Here is a 16,569-nt window from a genome sequence, read left to right as displayed (position 1 = left end):
AAGGAACGACGATGCACGGTGAAGGAGACAAGGGCGAGTGTTCCATGCTGGACCGTCAGAAGTACGACCCACCGGGCTACTCGCGAACCACGTTCTTGCGCCACGCGCTGCAGTGCGTGATTGCAGTCATTGCAGCAGGCGCCGCGGTGGCGTCCCTTCCCTACTGGGGAGGCGACGACTTTCCGCTGATGGGCCTGATCGTCTACGTGGCGGGCATGGTGTTCGTTGCCATGCCGCTGTGCCTGTACTACGAGTCGCTGCTGCAGTCGCATGAAGAGCGCGTGGAGCGCGCGCGGCACATGCTGGCCGGCTAGGCCTCCGCCTGGACCTCCGGCTTCGCCTTGACCACTTGCCTGAGGCCCGCAAGCGCGGGATCGACGATGGCCGCGTCCGCTCCCACCGCATACACCGCATAGGCCGGATAAAGAAACTCCGGCGTGCCGGGCACGCGGCGCAGCCGGCCCGACTCGAGGTGGCTGCGCACCACGTCGTGCCGGAAGTAGCCGGTGCCGCCCGCGGCCAACAGATACTCGCGCCCGAGCGGCCCGAGCCCGGCGCTCACCGCGGCGTTGGAGAGCTCGGGAAACGCGAGGCCGTGCTGCGCCGCGAACTCCGGGCCCCAGTCCACATACACATAGTCCGCCGGCCGCGGCACGCGCGGATGCTGCGCGGTCGTGACCATGACCAGCTTCTCCTCGATGAGCAGCTCCACGCGCAGGCCCGGCCGCTGCTGCGGCGCGTAGGCAATGGCCATGTCGAGCACGCCCGCGGCCACCTTGTCGAGCAGGTCGTGCGGAAAGCCGACCTCGGTGCGGATGGCCAGTTGCGGCGCGGCCGTGCGCATCCACAGCAGCCATTGCAGCAGCAGCGGATCCCACAGGCTGATCTCGCAGCCGATGGCAAGCACCGCGCGGCTGCCGACGGGCACCGCTACCTGGTGGCGCGCGCGCTCCCACACCTGCACCAGGATGGTGGCGTGCGGCAGGAACTGCTCGCCGGCCGCGGTGAGCACCGCGCCCGCCTTGTTGCGCACGAAGAGCGGTCGGCCCAGCAGCTCCTCGAGCGTTCGCACGCGCGCGCTCACCGAAGTCTGCGTGACGTGCAGCCGCTCGGCGGCGCGCTGGAAGCTGCGCGTGTCCACGATCTCGAGGAAAGTCCGGGCCAGGTTGATGTCCATGCCGCATCCTTTTGAGTGCATAAATTTTGCACTCAACTGGCAATTAATATCGTTTTACTTGATGCGAACGCGGGCCCAAGATGAAGGCATCCCAAGCAACCAGGAGTTGATCGATGTCCACCGTTCGCGAACCATTCCATGCCGGTGCCGCCGAAAGCCTTGCCGACGCCTTCAAGGGGCTGCTCGACGAAACCCTGATGCTCGTCGAGGCCCTGCTGAGCCCGAACAAGATCATCGGCGAGGTGGAGCAGATGCGCGCGCTGCAGGTTGCGGCGGACGACATCGAGCCGACGGATCCGGCGCAGGCCGAGCTGCTGCGCTCGCGCGCCTCGCGCATCGGCCTGCGCTGAGGCGGCGTGCGGCGCGGCTGTTGGCCTGCCGCACGAACCATGAACAGACTACGAAGAAAGCCGGCTCTGCTCGATGTGCTTGCGCCGCATCGGCCGCAACACGAACCAGGCCAGCAGCGCCGCAGCCGCATTGACCGCGCTCGCGGCAATGAAGACGGCCTGCCAGCTGCCTGTGGCTGCCGCAAGCACGCTGGACAGCGGCACCAGCAGCGAGGCCGTGCCCTTGGCGGTGTAGAGCATGCCGGCGTTGGACGCCGCGTACCTGGAGCCGAAGGTGTCGGCGCAGGTCGAAGGAAAGAGGCTGTAGATCTCGCCCCAGGCAAAGAACACGATGCCGGTGAGCACCACGAAGAGGATCGGGTTGTGGCCGTAGTGATAGAGCATCAGGATGCCCACCGACTCGAGCGCGAACGCAATGAACATCGTCTGCTCGCGCCCGATCTTGTCGGACACCCAGCCGAAGAAGGGCCGCGTGAGTCCGTTGAGCACGCGGTCGATCGCCAGCGCGAAGGTCAGCGCGGGCAGCACCAGGCCCATGATGTTGACGGGCACGTCCATGATCTTGAAGTCCTGCGCGATCGGCGCGAGCTGGGCGGTGGCCATGAGGCCGCCCGCGGCCACCATCACGAACATCGCGTACATCACCCAGAAGACGGGCGAGCGCAGCACCTCGGAGGGCGCGTAGTCGCGGCCCGCCTGCTGCACGTTGCGGCTGTTCGATGCCTTCGCGTGGTGGGGCGCGCGGGTCAGCATCCATGCGAGCAGGAACACGATGAGTCCCTGCCCGATCCCAAAATACAGGAACGCCGCCTCGTAGCCGCTGGTGCGGATCATCGCGGAGATAGGGATGATGGTGAGCGCCGAGCCTGCGCCGAAGCCCGCGGCCGTCATGCCGGCCGCAAGGCCGCGCCGGTCGGGAAACCACTTGAGCGCATTGCCCACGCAGGTGCCGTACACCGCGCCCGCGCCGATGCCTCCGATGGCCGCCGCAATGTAGAGCAGCGGCAGCGTGGAAGCCACCGAGTTGATCACCCAGCCGAGGCCGCACAGGATGCCGCCCACCAGCACCACCGACCGCGGGCCGAAGCGGTCGACGAGGTAGCCTTCGATCGGCACGAGCCATGTTTCCGTGAGCACGAAGATGGTGAAGGCCACCTGGATGGCGGCGCGGCTCCAGCCGTGCTTCTCCGCGATCGGATTGACGAACAGCGTCCAGCCGTATTGCAGGTTGGCGATCATCGCCATGCAGACGATGCCGATCAGCAGCTGGCCCCATCGGTAGGCCTCGGAACGGGTCGCGCCGGTGCCGTAGGTTTCGGATGGGGAATACATCGCAGGATTGGAACCTGCGATCGTGGAGGTGGGCCGGGTCATGGAGTTGTCCTAAGTGTTTTCGTTGAATTCCGACAGGCTGCGAATACGGAGCAATCAGTCGAGCGATCGATGCGCATCGACAGGCGACGAGGCTTTTTTTGACATCGCTACACGGCAGTGGGATCGCCAGTTTCTGCGCGTGAATGACTGTCGGACCGAGCGCCCCAAAAACTCTTGACCGCAGTCAAGTTCATTCGAATCGCGCTCTCGCGAGACCCCCGTGGTATCCCTAGCGGGTTCGAAGCTTCGATGGTTCGCGAAGGGGTGCTGGGTGCGTGCCGATGCGCGTTGCGCGCCTGCCGGAAGGCCCCGCGAGGCGCTGCAGGAGCCCGCGCATGCAGGACCCGTTTGCGTCCGAAAAAATTGACCTAGGTCAAGAAACGCAAAAATCGCGTTTGCGCTCGTCTAGGGTAAACCCTAAAATCGAGGGTAATCCCTTCAGTCTTTTCGATTCAATCTTCCTGGAGCCTCTCATGAGCCACACCACCCTGAATTCCAGCGCCTTCCGCACACCCGCCTCGTCGTCGACCGCCAACAATGCGATGCGCGATCTGTTCGCCGCAATGCCCATCGTGATCTTCTACAAGGCCGCACGCGCCGCGCTGATGCAGCGCCGTTCGGCGGCCGTGCAGCGTTGAGCCGCAGCAGCCCATTCACTCTCATCGAAGAGCGCGCGCGAGTTACTCGCCGCGCTCTTTTTCGTTGGGGCTTCCGAACGGCACGATCTGCGAAATGAGCGCGGGTCCGTCGGCCAGCAGGAAGTCCTTGAAGGCCTGCGCCACCGGCGGCAGCCGCTTGCTGCGCCGGTGCACCACGTACCAGTTGAGCATCAGCGGAAAGCCCTCGACGTCGAGCACGCGCAGGCTGCCGGCGCGCAGCTCCTGGCTGATGGTGTGGGCCGACACGAAGCTCACGCCCATGCCCGCGATCACGGCCTGCTTGATGGTCTCGGTGCTGCGGATCTCCATCGCGATGTTGATGCCGCGCAGGTCGCCGCCGAAGCCCTCCTCCATCGAATGCCAGGTGTCCGAGGCCTTCTCGCGCACCACGAAGGGCTCGCGCATGAGCCGCGCGAGCGGGATGCGCGGCACGCCCACCAGCGGGTGGCTGGGCGCCGCGACGATCACGTAGGGATGCGGCGCGAACGGCTGGTTGACGGTGTCCAGGTCGGTCGGCGGGCGCACCATGATCGCCAGGTCGGTGAGGTTCTCGGCGATGTGGGTCATGAGCCCTTCGCGGTTGTGCACCGTGAAGTTCAGCGTGACGCCGCGGTGCCGGCTCGCAAACTCCACCAGGAGGCGCGGAAAGAAGTAGTCGCCCGCGCTGATCACGCCCACGTTGAGCTTGCCGCCCGAGACGCCGTTGAACTGCAGCATCGCGTTCTCGGCCGCCTCGAACTGCTGGATGATGGCGCGGCTGATCTGCAGCAGCTCGGTGCCGGCCGGCGTCAGGTAGATCTTCTTGCCGAACTGCTCGAACAGTGCATTGCCCGCGTGTTCCTCGAGCTTGCGCACCTGCGTGGAAACGGCCGGCTGCGTCAGGTGAAGCTCCTCCGCCGCGCGCGAGAAGCTCAGCAGCCGCGCCACCGCTTCGAAGACTTTCAACTGGCGCAGGGTCGCGTGCTTCATTCGGAAAAAAGTGGCTGCTGCAATCGAGCGGGCATCGTACCTGCGCCCGAGTCCGCTCGCGTGAACCGCCTAGGGTATGCGCGCGACGTGCAGCAGGTTCGTCGTTCCCGAAAGCCCGAACGGCAGGCCCGCAACCACCACCACGTCGCGGCCGCTGCTCGCGAAGCCTTCGGTGCAGGCGTTGCGGCAGGCGCACTCGATCATCTCGGCCACGTCGTGCACGTCGTCGACCAGCACCGCGTGCACGCCCCACACCATCGCCATGCGGCGCGCCGTGGCCACGTCGGGCGTGAGGCTGATGATGGGCACGGCCGGCCGCTCGCGCGCGGCGCGCAGGCTGGTGAAGCCCGACGAGGTGTAGGTGACGGTGGCGGCGGGCGCCAGCAGCGCGGCCACCTGGCGCATCGACGCGCACACCGCATCAGCCGTGGTCGACAGCGAGGCCTCGTGCGTGGCGTCGATGCCGATGCGGTAGGACGCATCGGCCTCCACGCGCGAGATGATGCGGTCCATCATGGCCACGGCCTCGAGCGGATATTTTCCGGAGGCCGATTCGGCCGACAGCATCACCGCATCCACGCCGTCGTACACGGCGGTGGCCACGTCGGACACCTCGGCGCGCGTGGGCACCGGCGCGGCAATCATCGACTCGAGCATCTGCGTGGCCACCACCACCGGCTTGCCGCGCTTGCGGCAGGCGCGCACGATCAGGCGCTGCAGCTCGGGCACGCGCTCGGGCGGCAGCTCCACGCCGAGGTCGCCGCGCGCCACCATGACGCCGTCGCACAGGTCGACGATCGCGTCGAGGTGGTCGATGGCCGCGGGCTTCTCGAGCTTGGCCATGATCCACGCGCGCTTGCCGATGATGGCGCGCGCCTCCTCGATGTCTTCGGGGCGCTGCACGAAGGACAGCGCCACCCAGTCCACGCCCATGGCCAGGCCGCAGGCCAGGTCGTCCAGGTCCTTGGGTGTGAGCGGCGAGATCGGCAGCACCACGCTCGGCACATTGACGCCCTTGCGGTCGGAAATCGGGCCGCCGACCAGCACCGTGGTCTCGGCAAAGTCGGGGCCGAAGCTGTCCACGCGCAGCCGCAGCTTGCCGTCGTCGAGCAGCAGGTCGGTGCCCACCTGCAGCGCCGCGAAAATTTCCGGATGCAGCAGCGGCGCGCGGCGCGCATTGCCGCTCGCGGCGTCCATGTCGAGCCTGAAGCGCGAACCCGCATCGAGCTGTGCGCGGCCACCTTCGAAGGTGCCCAGCCGCAGCTTCGGCCCCTGCAGGTCGAGCAGCACGCCGATCGGCCGGCCAAACTCTTTCTCGAGCCGCCGGATGGTGTCGAGGCGGCGCGCATGGTCATGCTGCGTGCCATGGCTGAAGTTGAGCCGGAACACATCCACGCCGCGCTCGAACAGGGCACGGATGGCCGGCTCGTCGGTGGTGGCAGGGCCCAGCGTGGCCACGATCTTCGCGCTGCGTGTACGTCGCATCATCCGTTCCATTTCATCGATCGATCACAGCGCACGACCGGCGCCTCCTCGGCGCCGGATTGCGCAGCCTGAGGGAGCTAGCCCGCCATCTCGTGAAGGCAGACGCGGCCGCGCTGTTCTTCCATCGTACGCGCCAGCAGCTTGACCAGGGAATACACGGTGTCGATGTGCGGCGTTGGCGTGTCGGTGAGCCGGGCCAGCTCGACCACGGCGCCCACCAGCGCATCGATCTCGGGTGCGCGGCCGGCCTCCACGTCCTGCAGCATCGAGGTCTTGTGCTTGCCGACCTTCTCGGCGCCCGCAATGCGCTTGTCGAGCGTCACGCGGAACTCGATGCCCAGCTTGTGCGCCACCGCTTGCGCCTCGCGCATCATCGCGGCAGCCAGCTCGCGCGAGGGCGGGTACTGGCAGATGTCGACCAGCGTGGAGTGCGACAGGCTGCTGATCGGATTGAAAGTCAGGTTGCCCCAGAGCTTGAGCCAGATCTCGGCGCGGATGTTGTCGAGCACCGGCGCCTTGAAGCCGGCCGCGCCCAGGCAGGCCGAGACGCGGTTCACGCGTTCGCTCGAAGAGCCGTCGAGTTCCCCCACCGGGAAGCGGTCGCCTTCGATGTGCTTCACCACGCCCGGCGCCGTGAGCTCGGAGGCGGGATACACCACGCAGCCGATGACGCGCTCGGCCGGGATCTTCGCGGCCACCAGGCCGCTCGGGTCGACGCTGCGCACCGGCGTGCCCGCGAGCGCGCCGCCGTGATTGTGGAAGTACCAGAACGGGATGCCGTTCTGCATCGTCACCACCACGGTCTCGGGCCCGAAGAGCCTGGGCACGTCGTTGGCCACCGCCTCGACCTGGTGCGCCTTCATCGCAAGGATGACGATGTCCTGCGGCCCCGCCTGCTCGTAGCGGTCGGTGGCCTTGACGTTGCGCGCCACCTGCTGCGTGCCATCGGCTCCGATGAGCTTGAAGCCGTGGGTGGCAATGGCGTCGAGATTCTTCCCGCGCACGATGAACGTCACGTCCTCGCCGGCCAGGGCGAGCTTTGCGCCCACCAGGCCGCCGATGGCGCCCGCTCCAATGACTGCTATCTTCATGTCGATCCCCAAGGTTGTTGATTCTTCCGGCGCAGGTCGGTCTCTCTCAGCCGAAGCGGTTGCCGAGCCTGCCGATGCCGCCGATCTCCACTTCGACCAGGCTGCCGGGCTTCATCGAGCCGACGCCGATGGACGTGCCGCACAGGATCACGTCACCGGGTTGCAGGGTCATGTCCTGGGAGATCAGGCTCACGAGTTGCTGGACCGAAAAGCGCATGTCGCTGATCGGATAGTTCTGCCGCACCTCGCCATCGAGCAGCGTGGTGACGGTGAGCGCGGCGGGATCGAGGCCGGTGGCCACCACCGGGCCCATCGGGCAGAAGGTGTCGAAGCCCTTGGCCCGCACCCACTGGGCGAACGACGCGTCGCGGTTCAGGATGTCGGCCACCGTCACGTCGTTGGCGCAGGTGTAGCCGAACACATGGCCGAGCGCATCCGCCTCGGACACGGCCGTGCAGGCCTTGCCGATGACGATGCCGAGCTCGCCCTCGAACACCACCTTGCCCTCGCACAGCGGCTTGCGGATGGGCGCGCCGGGCGCAAGGTAGGAGTTGGGCGCCTTCAGCAGGTAAAGCGGCTCGGCCGGCACCGCGAGCTTGAGCTTTTCGCCGAGCGCGTGGAAGTTGTTCCACAGCGCGATGACCTTGGTCGGCTCGGTGGGCGTGAGCAGCCGCACGCCCGAGAGCAGGAACACGCGGCCGGTCGGCTCCGGGCGGTCGAACATGTTGCCGCGGTGCTCGTGCACGGCGTCGCCTTCGAGCGTGCCGAAGCCCGTTTCGCCGCCGTGTTCGAAACGGACCCATCGTTGTTGTTGCTGCTGTTGCTGCTGCTGCATGTCGCGCCTTCCTTTGGTTTCTGTTGGAGTGGTTCTGTGTTCAGTTCAGTCGAAGGGCAGGTAATCGGGGATCACCAGCGACGCGAGCAGCTTTCCCATCTCGGCCGGGTTGTCGGTCACGTGGATGCCGCACTCCTTCATCACCGCCAGTTTTTCCCGCGCCGTTCCCTTGCCGCCCGAGACGATGGCGCCCGCATGGCCCATGCGCTTGCCCGGCGGCGCGCTGGCACCGGCGATGAAGCCGACCACGGGCTTTCGCATGTGCTCGCTGATCCAGCGCGCGCAGGTTTCTTCGTCGCTGCCGCCGATCTCGCCGACCATGATCACGGCGTCGGTGCGCGGGTCGTCGTTGAACATCTTCAGCACGTCGATGTGCCGCAGCCCGCCCACCGGATCGCCGCCGATGCCCACCACGGTCGACTGCCCGATGCCGAAGCTCGCGAGCTGGCTCGCGGCCTCGTAGGTCAGCGTGCCCGAGCGCGAGACCACGCCGATGCGGCCCTTCTGGTGGATGTGGCCGGGCATGATCCCGATCTTGATTTCCTCGGGCGTGATGAGGCCCGGGCAGTTGGGGCCGAGCAGCAGGGTCTTGCTGCCCTCCATGCGATGGCGGGTGCGGATCATGTCGCGCACCGGAATGCCTTCGGTGATGCACACGACAAGCTCGAGCCCCGCGTCCACTGCTTCATCAATGGCGGCGGCGGCAAACGGCGGCGGCACGTAGATCACGGACACGGTGGCGCCGGTCTCGGCCTTGGCTTCCTTCACGGTGCCGAACACCGGAATACCGTCGAAGGACTTGCCCGCCTTGTTGGGGTTCACGCCGGCGACGAAGCACTTCTGGCCGTTGGCGTAGTCGCGGCACATCGCGGTGTGGAACTGGCCGGTCTTTCCCGTGATGCCCTGGGTGATGACGCGGGTGTGCTTGTTGATGAGGATCGACATTTCAGCCTCGCTGTTGTTCTTTTTCGGGGCGCGTGCACAGGCCACCGGGTACTCCCCTCCGCGAATGTCCCCCGGCTTCGCCTCCTCCTTTATTTCGCTGCGGGGAGTACCCGATGCCCTGTGCACGAGGACACGCTCGTTGTGCACCGCTGATCAACCACCGCTCTGTCCAACGCTCCCGTCGATGGGGTGCCTTGCGCAGCGAAATAAAGGAGGAGCCCGAAGGGCGGGGGACATTCGCGGAGCAAGGTACCCCGTCGGCGGGAGCGCGCCCCGGACAAGGTAGGTCAAACACAAAGCGGTGCTTCATGGTCCTAGCCTCCCCGCCGCGCAGCAGCCACCACCAGCCCCGCCGCCTCCGCCATGTCGTCCGCACTGATGATCCGAAGGCCCGACTGCCCGAGGATGGTCTTGCCCAGGCTCTCGTTGGTGCCCTTCATGCGCACCACCAGCGGCACCGCCAACTGGACCTCGCGCGCGGCAGCCACCACGCCGCGCGCGATCACGTCGCACTTCATGATGCCGCCGAAGATGTTGACCAGGATCGCGCGCAGGTTCGGGTTGCGCAGCATCAGCTTGAAGGCTTCGGTCACCTTCTCCGCCGTGGCGCCGCCGCCCACGTCCAGGAAATTGGCGGGCGATCCGCCGTACAGCTTGATCGCGTCCATCGTGGCCATCGCCAGGCCCGCGCCGTTCACCAGGCAGCCGATGTCGCCTTCCAGCGCAATGTAGGAAAGATCGAACTTCGAGGCCTCGACCTCGGCCGGGTCTTCCTCGTCGAGATCGCGCATCGCGGCGATCTCGGGCTGGCGGAACAGCGCGTTCGGATCGAAGTTGAACTTGGCATCCAGCGCCAGCACGCGGCCGTCGCGCGTGAGCGCCAGCGGATTGATCTCGGCCAGCGATGCGTCGCAGGCGTCGAAGGCCTGGTAGAGGTTCTGCACCAGCGTGCGCACCTGCGGCAGCAGCTTTCCGGAAAAGCCGATGTCGCGCGCCAGCCCGTCGGCCTCGGCCGCCTTCACGCCGGTGGACGGATCGACGAAGAGCTTGCGGATTTTTTCCGGCGTGCGCGCCGCCACGTCCTCGATGTCCATGCCGCCTTCGCTCGACGCCATCAGGGCCACGCGGCGCGACTCGCGGTCGACCGCCATGCCGAGGTAGAACTCCTTTTCGATCTCGACGCTCTCCTCCACCAGCAGCCGCTTCACCAGCCGGCCTTGCGGGCCCGTCTGGTGCGTTCGCAGGGTCATGCCAAGCAGCTCGTCGGCATGGCGCCGCACTTCGGCCGCCGACCACGCCAGCCGCACGCCGCCGCCCTTGCCGCGGCCGCCCGCATGGATCTGCGCCTTGACCACCCAGGCCCTGCCGCCAAGCCGCGCGGCCGCATCGGCCGCCTCGTCGGGCGAAAAGCAGGCATATCCACGCGGCGTGGGAACGCCGTATTTGCGCAATACGTCCTTGCCCTGGTATTCGTGGATATTCATGGCGGCTTTCAGGCGCCGAGCTCGGCGCCGCGGGTTTCGGCCCAGTTGAAATAGCGCCTTTTCATGACGCCGGCATCGAGCTCGCGCTTTTGATGCTCTTCCTTTTTCTGCTCGATCACCTCGGCCAGGAATTTGGCGTCGTAGGCACGCAGAAGATGCGGCTGGTGGGTGCGCAGGTAATGGCAGATCCGCTCGACGCCGTCCTGGCTCTCGCGCAGCAGCTGGCAATAGACTTCGCGGTCCCAGTGCCAGCGCAATCCCAATTCGTAGAACGCCGCGTTGTAGGCGTTGCGCTCGGTTTCGCTGTTCCAGTATTGAATTGGCAAATCATCGATCATGAAATTTCTCCTAGAAATTGAATGCCGGGCATCAAATGTTTTGCGGATCGGCATGATCAAAATGTAGATTCGATGATCGATAAATAATAGTTAAACTATTTTATTGAATGCATTCACTATAAGTTATACATAATTGGCCGTGAATTCCCGCCGCGGATGGCATTGCCACCCGCGTTTTCCTCAGCCTTCTAAAAACCGGCGCTCAGTTCAGATGACGCCGTCAGCGCGCAGCGCGGCCACGTCGCTGGCCGTGTAGCCCAGCTGCATCAGCACCTCGTCGGTGTGCTCGCCGAGCAGCGGCGAGCGCGTGACCTCGGTCGGGCTGTCGGACATCTTGATGGGGTTGCCCACCGTCAGGTACTTGCCGCGCGTCGGGTGGTCGACCTCGACGATGGTGCCGGTCTCGCGCAGCGACGGATCGGCGGCGATTTCCTTCATCGAGAGAATCGGCCCGCACGGAATGTCGTACTGGTTGAGGATGTCCATGGCCTCGAACTTGTCCTTGGTCATGGTCCATTGCTCGATGCGCGCGAAGATCGGCTTCAGGTGCAGCAGGCGTGCGGCCGGCGTGGCATAGGCCTCGTCGGTGATCCAGCCTTCCTCGCCGATGACCTTGCACACCGCGGGCCACACCGCCCCTTGCGTGATGAAGTAGATGTAGGCGTTGGGGTCGGTCTCCCAGCCCTTGCACTTGAGGATCGAGCCCGGCTGTCCGCCGCCCGAGGCATTGCCCGCGCGCGGCACCGCGTCGCCGAACTTGCCGTCGGGGTACTGCGGGTACTCGTGCATGGTGCCGGTGCGCTCCAGCCGCTGCTGGTCGCGCATCTTCACGCGGCACAGGTTGAGCACCGCGTCCTGCATGGGCGCGAGCACCTGCTGGCCGCGGCCCGTGCTGTTGCGCTGGTAGAGCGCCGCCACGATGCCCAGCGCCAGGTGCAGGCCGGTGCCGCTGTCACCGATCTGCGCACCGGTGACGACCGGCGGGCCGTCCTCGAAGCCGGTGGTCGAGGCCGCCCCGCCGGCGCACTGGGCCACGTTCTCGTACACCTTGCAGTGCTCGTACTTGCCGGGGCCGAAGCCCTTGACCGACGCCACGATCATGCGCGGGTTGAGCTCCTGGATGTGGGCCCAGGTGATGCCCATCCGGTCGAGCGCGCCGGGCGCGAAGTTCTCCACCAGCACGTCGCAGGTCTTGATCAGCGAATCGAGCACCTTCTTGCCCTTGGGCTTCTTGGTGTCGAGCGTGATCGAGCGCTTGTTGTGGTTGAGCATCGTGAAGTAGAGGCTGTCCACGCCGGGAATGTCGCGCAGCTGGCCGCGCGTGGCGTCGCCTTCGCCGGCGCGCTCCACCTTGATCACGTCGGCGCCGAACCACGCCAGCAGCTGGGTGCAGGTGGGACCGGATTGCACATGGGTGAAGTCGAGGATGCGAACGCCCTCAAGTGCCTTGCTGCTCATCAGCTGTCTCCTTTGATCGTGGCCTCTGCTTCTTGCAGACGAGCGCGCAATTTACGCTCTTCGGCGAAGCGGGTGGTTTCGTCGCGCACGATGGCGACGATGCCCGTGACTTCACGACTCTGCGAGAACAGCATCGACACCGTGAAGGCGATCGACAGCGTGTGCCCGTCCTTGTGCAGCGCCGGCACGCGCAGCAGGTCGGCACCGTACTTGGTGATGCCGGTTTCCATGGTCTTGTGGTAGCCGTCCCAGTGCCGCTGGCGCTGCCGCTGGGGAATGATCATGTCGAGCGACTGGCCCAGCGCCTCGGCTTCGGTGAAGCCGAAGATGCGCTCGGCCGCGCGGTTCCAGAGCGTGATCGCCCCTTGCGCATCGCACACCATGATCGCGTCGCCGGCGCCTTCGACGAGCTGCTTGAAATCAACGTTCGCTTGCATGTTTTCCTCTGGCGCTTCATGTCATTTCCCGGCTCGCCCGCGTCTCGTGAAGCGGCGAGCCGGGGTGGGTCCGCTAGACGGCCTTCGATTCTTTCAGGTTGTCGATCTGTGCCTGGGTGTAGCCAAGCTCCGCCAGCACCTCTTCGGTGTGCTCGCCCAGGAGCGGCGAGGCGGTGACCTCGGGCTTGAGGTCCGAGAACTTGATCGGGCTGCCGATGGTCCAGTAGCTGCCGCGCTCCTTGTGCGGCACTTCGACGATGGAGCCGCTCTTGCGCAGCGACTCGTCGTGCAGCAGTTCCTTCATCGACAGCACCGGGGCGCAGGGAATGTCGTGCTTGCGGAAGATGTCCACCGCCTCGAACTTGGTCTTGTCCTTGATGAAGTCCTCGATGGTGGCGAAGATCTGGTCGATGTGCGGCTGGCGGGCCTTGGGGGTCATGTAGTCAGGGTCGGTCTTCCACTCGGGCTTGCCGAGCGCGTCGCAGATCGGGTCCCAGGCGTGGCCCTGCACCGTGAAGTAGATGTAGGCGTTGGGGTCGGTCTGCCAGCCCTTGCACTTCAGGATCCAGCCCGGCTGGCCGCCGCCGCCGGCATTGCCGCCGCGCGGCACCACCTTGTCCTTGAAGGCCTCCATCTCGTGCGGGTACTGCGGGTATTCCTCCAGGTAGCCCACGTTGTCCAGGCGCTGCTGGTCGCGCATCTTCACGCGGCACAGGTTGAGCACGGCATCCTGCATCGAGCAGGCCACCTTCTGGCCCTTGCCGGTCTGCTGGCGGCCGATGATGGCCGTCAGGATGCCGATGGCCAGGTGCATGCCGGTGTTGGAGTCGCCCAGCGCGGCGGCCGAGATCGTCGGCACCGAGTTCTCGCCCTTCCACCAGCCGGTGGTGGAGGCGGCGCCGCCGGCGCACTGCGCCACGTTCTCGTAGACCTTCAGGTCCTCGTAGTGGTGGCCGTCGCTGAAGCCCTTGACCGAGGCGACGATCATCTTGGGGTTCAGCTCCTGGATGCGGGCCCAGGTGAAGCCCATGCGGTCCAGCGCGCCGGGGCCGAAGTTCTCCACCAGCACGTCGGATTCGCGGATCAGCTTTTCCAGCACGGCCTTGCCCTCGGGCTTCTTCGTGTCCAGCGTGATCGAGCGCTTGTTGCTGTTGAGCATGGTGAAGTACAGCGCGTCGACGTTCGGGATGTCGCGCAGCTGGCTGCGGGTGACGTCGCCGGCGCCCGGACGCTCGACCTTGATCACGTCGGCGCCGAACCAGGCCAGCATCTGGGTACAGGCCGGGCCGGCCTGCACGTGCGTGAAGTCGATGATCTTGATGCCGTTGAGGGGTTTGTTGCTCATTTGAGGTTCTCCTTGAGGATGCTGGGTTACTTCTTCTTCGCCGTGCTGGGGTTCAGACTGGTGATGCGGCCGCTTTCGGTGCCGGCGGTCTCGTCGATCACGGCATTGATGAGGGTCGGACGGAGCGAAGCCACGGCTTCGGCCAGCGCCTTCTGCAATTCGTCCGCGGTGGTGGCATTGACGCCCACGCCGCCGAAGGCTTCCATCAGCTTGTCGTAGCGCGCGTTCTTCACGAACACGGTGGGCGCCACGTCGGGCGTGCCGCTCGCGTTCACGTCGGTGCCGCGATAGACGCCGTTGTTGTTGAACACGACGATGCAAATGGGCAGGTTGTAGCGGCAGATGGTCTCCACCTCCATGCCGCTGAAGCCGAAGGCGCTGTCGCCCTCGATGGCGATCACCGGCTTGTCGGTGACCACCGCGGCGGCCACGGCAAAGCCCATGCCGATGCCCATGATTCCCCAGGTGCCCACGTCCAGGCGCTTGCGCGGCTCGTACATGTCGACGATGCTGCGCGCGAAGTCCAGCGTGTTGGCGCCTTCGTTCACCACGATGGCGTCGGGCCGCGCCTTCACCTGGTCGCGGATCACGCTGAGCGCGCTGTGGAAGTTCATCGGCGAAGGCCGTGCGGCCAGCGTCACGGCCATCTTCGAGAGGTTCTTGTCCTTGCGCTCGGCGATGGCGCCGGTCCATTCGGCCGGCGGCTTGGCCCACTTGGCATCCACGCCCGCGAGCAGCGCCGCCACGCAGGAGCCGATGTCGCCGATCACCGGCGCGGCAATCGCCACGTTGCTGTCGATCTCGGTCGGCGCGATGTCGATCTGGATGAACTGCTTGGCGCCCTTGTCCTGGCCCCAGGTCTTGCCCTTGCCGTGCGACAGCAGCCAGTTCAGGCGCGCGCCCACCAGCATCACCACGTCGGCTTCCTGCAGCACGTAGGAGCGCGCGGCCGCGGCCGACTGCGCATGCGTGTCGGGCAAAAGGCCCTTGGCCATCGACATCGGCAGGTAGGGAATGCCGGTCTTCTCGACCAGCGCGCGGATGTCGGCATCGGCCTGCGCGTAGGCCGCGCCCTTGCCCAGCAGGATCAGCGGCTTCTTGGCGCCCTTGAGCAGGTCGAGCGCACGCTTGACCGCGTCGGGCGCGGGAATCTGGCGCGGCGCGGGATCGACCACCTTGATGAGCGAGCGGCGGCCGGCTTCGGCCTCCATGGTCTGCGCGAACAGCTTGGCCGGCAGGTCCAGGTACACGCCGCCCGGGCGGCCCGACAGCGCCGCGCGGATGGCGCGTGCGATGCCCACGCCGATGTCCTGCGCATGCAGCACGCGGAAGGCCGCCTTGCACAGCGGCTTGGCGATCGCGAGCTGGTCCATCTCCTCATAGTCGCCCTGCTGCAGGTCGACGATCTCGCGCTCGCTCGAGCCGCTGATGAGAATCATCGGGAAGCAGTTGGTGGTGGCATTGGCCAGCGCCGTGAGGCCGTTCAGGAAGCCGGGCGCCGACACCGTCAGGCAGATGCCGGGCTTCTGCGTGAGGAAGCCGGCGGCGGCGGCGGCGTTGCCCGCATGCTGCTCGTGGCGGAACGAGATGACCCGCAGGCCCTCGGCCTGCGCCATGCGCGTGAGGTCGGTGATGGGAATGCCCGGCAGGCCGAAGATGGTGTCGATGTCGTTCAGCTTGAGCGCATCGATGACCAGGTGGAAGCCGTCGATGGTCGTTTCGTGCGCCGCCGATGCCTCGTCGGCAGGGTGCTTGAGGGCCACCACGACCGCATCGCCGTCGTTTGCCCTGTTCTTGGGCTTGAGGGCGTCGTCCAGGGTGGTGGATGCCTCTTTGTCCGTTCTTACTGAAGACATGTCTCTCCTTCTTGCTTGGTTGAATGGCCGAGGCCCGAGCCGGGACTATGATTCGGGGGCATGCTTTCGGGCGTTGACCTCGGTCAACTTTCCGGAAAACGGCACCGGCCAGATGAACCAGAAGTTGTTGTTGCGCATTCGAGCAAGACGGGACCCATGACCTTGTTGGAAAACCACCCGGAGAAGAACATCATTCGCGCGCAGCTCCGGCAGAACATCCTTCTCAAGGACCTGAGCGAGAGCGAGCGCGCCGAGCTGGAAACCCATCTCGTCATCGTGGACGGCAACAAGGGCGATTTCCTGCTGCACCAGGGCGTGCGCGAGATGGAGCAGTACTTCATCCTCGACGGCATCCTCAAGCGGGTGGTGAGCAACCCCGAGGGCAAGGAAATGATCCTGCGCTTTGCCGATGCGCACGACATGGAAACCAGCTACGCCGCGCTGCGGCTGGGCACGCCCACGCCCTACGGCATCGTCTGCGTCACCAAGGCCCGCGTGGCCAGCCTGCCGCTGAAGGAGTGGATCGCGTTCCTGGACCGCCACCCCGAGACCAAGGAACTGTTCGAATACTGCGTGATGCGCGGCATGAGCGAAATCATGGCGCACACCATCACGCTGCATCTGCTCGACGCCCCCGGCCGCGTGCACCGCTTCATGCGCAAGCACCCCGAGCTGGAAGACCGCATTCCCAGCAAGGAGCTGGCGTCGTACCTCAATCTCTCCGCAGAAACCCTGAGCCGGCTCCGAAAGCGCGGAAAAATTTAGC

At 66.0% G+C, this 16,569-nt stretch carries 17 protein-coding genes; 4 read left to right on the top strand and 13 right to left on the bottom strand.

All coding sequences use genetic code 11. The features are described 5' to 3' along the window. Window positions 1-44: 44 nt before the first annotated feature. Complete coding sequence (locus VPA02S_RS20940; RefSeq protein WP_244883698.1) at window positions 45-314, top strand: hypothetical protein; 270 nt, start codon at window positions 45-47, stop codon at window positions 312-314. Here VPA02S_RS20940 and VPA02S_RS20935 read toward each other — a convergent pair. Continuing rightward, window positions 311-1,177 carry a LysR family transcriptional regulator gene (locus VPA02S_RS20935; RefSeq protein WP_062365480.1) on the bottom strand — a complete coding sequence of 289 codons (867 nt, stop codon included), beginning with the start codon at window positions 1,175-1,177 and terminating at the stop codon, window positions 311-313. The two genes, VPA02S_RS20940 and VPA02S_RS20935, sit on opposite strands and share 4 nt — an antisense overlap. Window positions 1,178-1,290: 113 nt before the next feature. Here VPA02S_RS20935 and VPA02S_RS20930 point away from each other — a divergent pair, with 113 nt between their 5' ends. Continuing rightward, entirely contained in the window at window positions 1,291-1,527 is a 237-nt protein-coding gene (locus tag VPA02S_RS20930) for a hypothetical protein (RefSeq protein ID WP_027730511.1), read from the top strand. A gap of 48 nt (window positions 1,528-1,575) precedes the next feature. Here VPA02S_RS20930 and oxlT read toward each other — a convergent pair whose 3' ends face one another. After that, window positions 1,576-2,859, bottom strand: coding sequence for an oxalate/formate MFS antiporter (oxlT, locus tag VPA02S_RS20925; protein WP_374987737.1), 1,284 nt, complete (start codon window positions 2,857-2,859; stop codon window positions 1,576-1,578). Between the two features lie 515 nt (window positions 2,860-3,374). Between oxlT and VPA02S_RS32015 the strand changes: the two genes are divergently transcribed. Beyond that, window positions 3,375-3,539 carry a hypothetical protein gene (locus VPA02S_RS32015; protein ID WP_169804845.1) on the top strand — a complete coding sequence of 55 codons (165 nt, stop codon included), beginning with the start codon at window positions 3,375-3,377 and terminating at the stop codon, window positions 3,537-3,539. Between the two features lie 42 nt (window positions 3,540-3,581). Here the strand turns inward: VPA02S_RS32015 and VPA02S_RS20920 are convergent, their stop codons facing one another. From VPA02S_RS20920 to oxc, 11 genes are all read right to left on the bottom strand, one after another. Then, window positions 3,582-4,529, bottom strand: coding sequence for a LysR family transcriptional regulator (locus tag VPA02S_RS20920; RefSeq protein ID WP_027730510.1), 948 nt, complete (start codon window positions 4,527-4,529; stop codon window positions 3,582-3,584). A gap of 69 nt (window positions 4,530-4,598) precedes the next feature. Further along, a complete protein-coding gene (pyk, locus tag VPA02S_RS20915; protein WP_062365997.1) occupies window positions 4,599-6,014 on the bottom strand; it encodes a pyruvate kinase in 1,416 nt (471 codons plus the stop codon). A 77-nt stretch (window positions 6,015-6,091) separates the two neighbouring features. Then, the gene (locus VPA02S_RS20910; protein ID WP_062365478.1) at window positions 6,092-7,105 is read right to left on the bottom strand and encodes a 2-dehydropantoate 2-reductase; all 1,014 of its coding nucleotides are present in this window, start codon (window positions 7,103-7,105) and stop codon (window positions 6,092-6,094) included. A 46-nt stretch (window positions 7,106-7,151) separates the two neighbouring features. Next, window positions 7,152-7,940, bottom strand: a complete 789-nt coding sequence (locus tag VPA02S_RS20905; protein WP_062365477.1) for a fumarylacetoacetate hydrolase family protein — start codon at window positions 7,938-7,940, stop codon at window positions 7,152-7,154. 45 nt (window positions 7,941-7,985) lie between these two features. Then, window positions 7,986-8,885, bottom strand: a complete 900-nt coding sequence (gene sucD, locus VPA02S_RS20900; RefSeq protein WP_027730507.1) for a succinate--CoA ligase subunit alpha — start codon at window positions 8,883-8,885, stop codon at window positions 7,986-7,988. 314 nt (window positions 8,886-9,199) lie between these two features. Continuing rightward, window positions 9,200-10,369 (bottom strand): ADP-forming succinate--CoA ligase subunit beta, encoded by a 1,170-nt coding sequence (gene sucC, locus VPA02S_RS20895; RefSeq protein ID WP_018906862.1) that lies wholly within the window; start codon window positions 10,367-10,369, stop codon window positions 9,200-9,202. A gap of 8 nt (window positions 10,370-10,377) precedes the next feature. Continuing rightward, complete coding sequence (locus VPA02S_RS20890) at window positions 10,378-10,761, bottom strand: HAD family hydrolase (RefSeq protein WP_374987736.1); 384 nt, start codon at window positions 10,759-10,761, stop codon at window positions 10,378-10,380. 153 nt (window positions 10,762-10,914) lie between these two features. Then, window positions 10,915-12,165: a formyl-CoA transferase gene (gene frc, locus VPA02S_RS20885; RefSeq protein WP_015867254.1), complete on the bottom strand. Its 1,251-nt coding sequence runs from the start codon at window positions 12,163-12,165 to the stop codon at window positions 10,915-10,917. Continuing rightward, window positions 12,165-12,602, bottom strand: a complete 438-nt coding sequence (locus tag VPA02S_RS20880) for a PAS domain-containing protein (RefSeq protein WP_015867255.1) — start codon at window positions 12,600-12,602, stop codon at window positions 12,165-12,167. The genes frc (VPA02S_RS20885) and VPA02S_RS20880 overlap by 1 nt, the downstream gene beginning before the upstream one ends. A 73-nt stretch (window positions 12,603-12,675) precedes the next feature. Then, window positions 12,676-13,947 (bottom strand): formyl-CoA transferase, encoded by a 1,272-nt coding sequence (gene frc, locus VPA02S_RS20875; protein WP_062365475.1) that lies wholly within the window; start codon window positions 13,945-13,947, stop codon window positions 12,676-12,678. Window positions 13,948-13,973: 26 nt separating this feature from the next. Then, on the bottom strand, window positions 13,974-15,803 hold the full coding sequence (oxc, locus tag VPA02S_RS20870) for an oxalyl-CoA decarboxylase (protein ID WP_062365474.1): 1,830 nt from the start codon (window positions 15,801-15,803) through the stop codon (window positions 13,974-13,976). A gap of 156 nt (window positions 15,804-15,959) precedes the next feature. Between oxc and VPA02S_RS20865 the strand changes: the two genes are divergently transcribed. Beyond that, complete coding sequence (locus VPA02S_RS20865) at window positions 15,960-16,568, top strand: Crp/Fnr family transcriptional regulator (protein ID WP_015867259.1); 609 nt, start codon at window positions 15,960-15,962, stop codon at window positions 16,566-16,568. Window position 16,569 lies beyond the last annotated feature (1 nt).

The organism is Variovorax paradoxus NBRC 15149 (assembly GCF_001591365.1).
GTDB classification, from domain to species: Bacteria; Pseudomonadota; Gammaproteobacteria; order Burkholderiales; family Burkholderiaceae_C; genus Variovorax; species Variovorax paradoxus.
The sequence above is the reverse complement of the archived record's forward strand: the minus strand, read 5'-3'. Positions and strand labels throughout refer to the sequence as shown.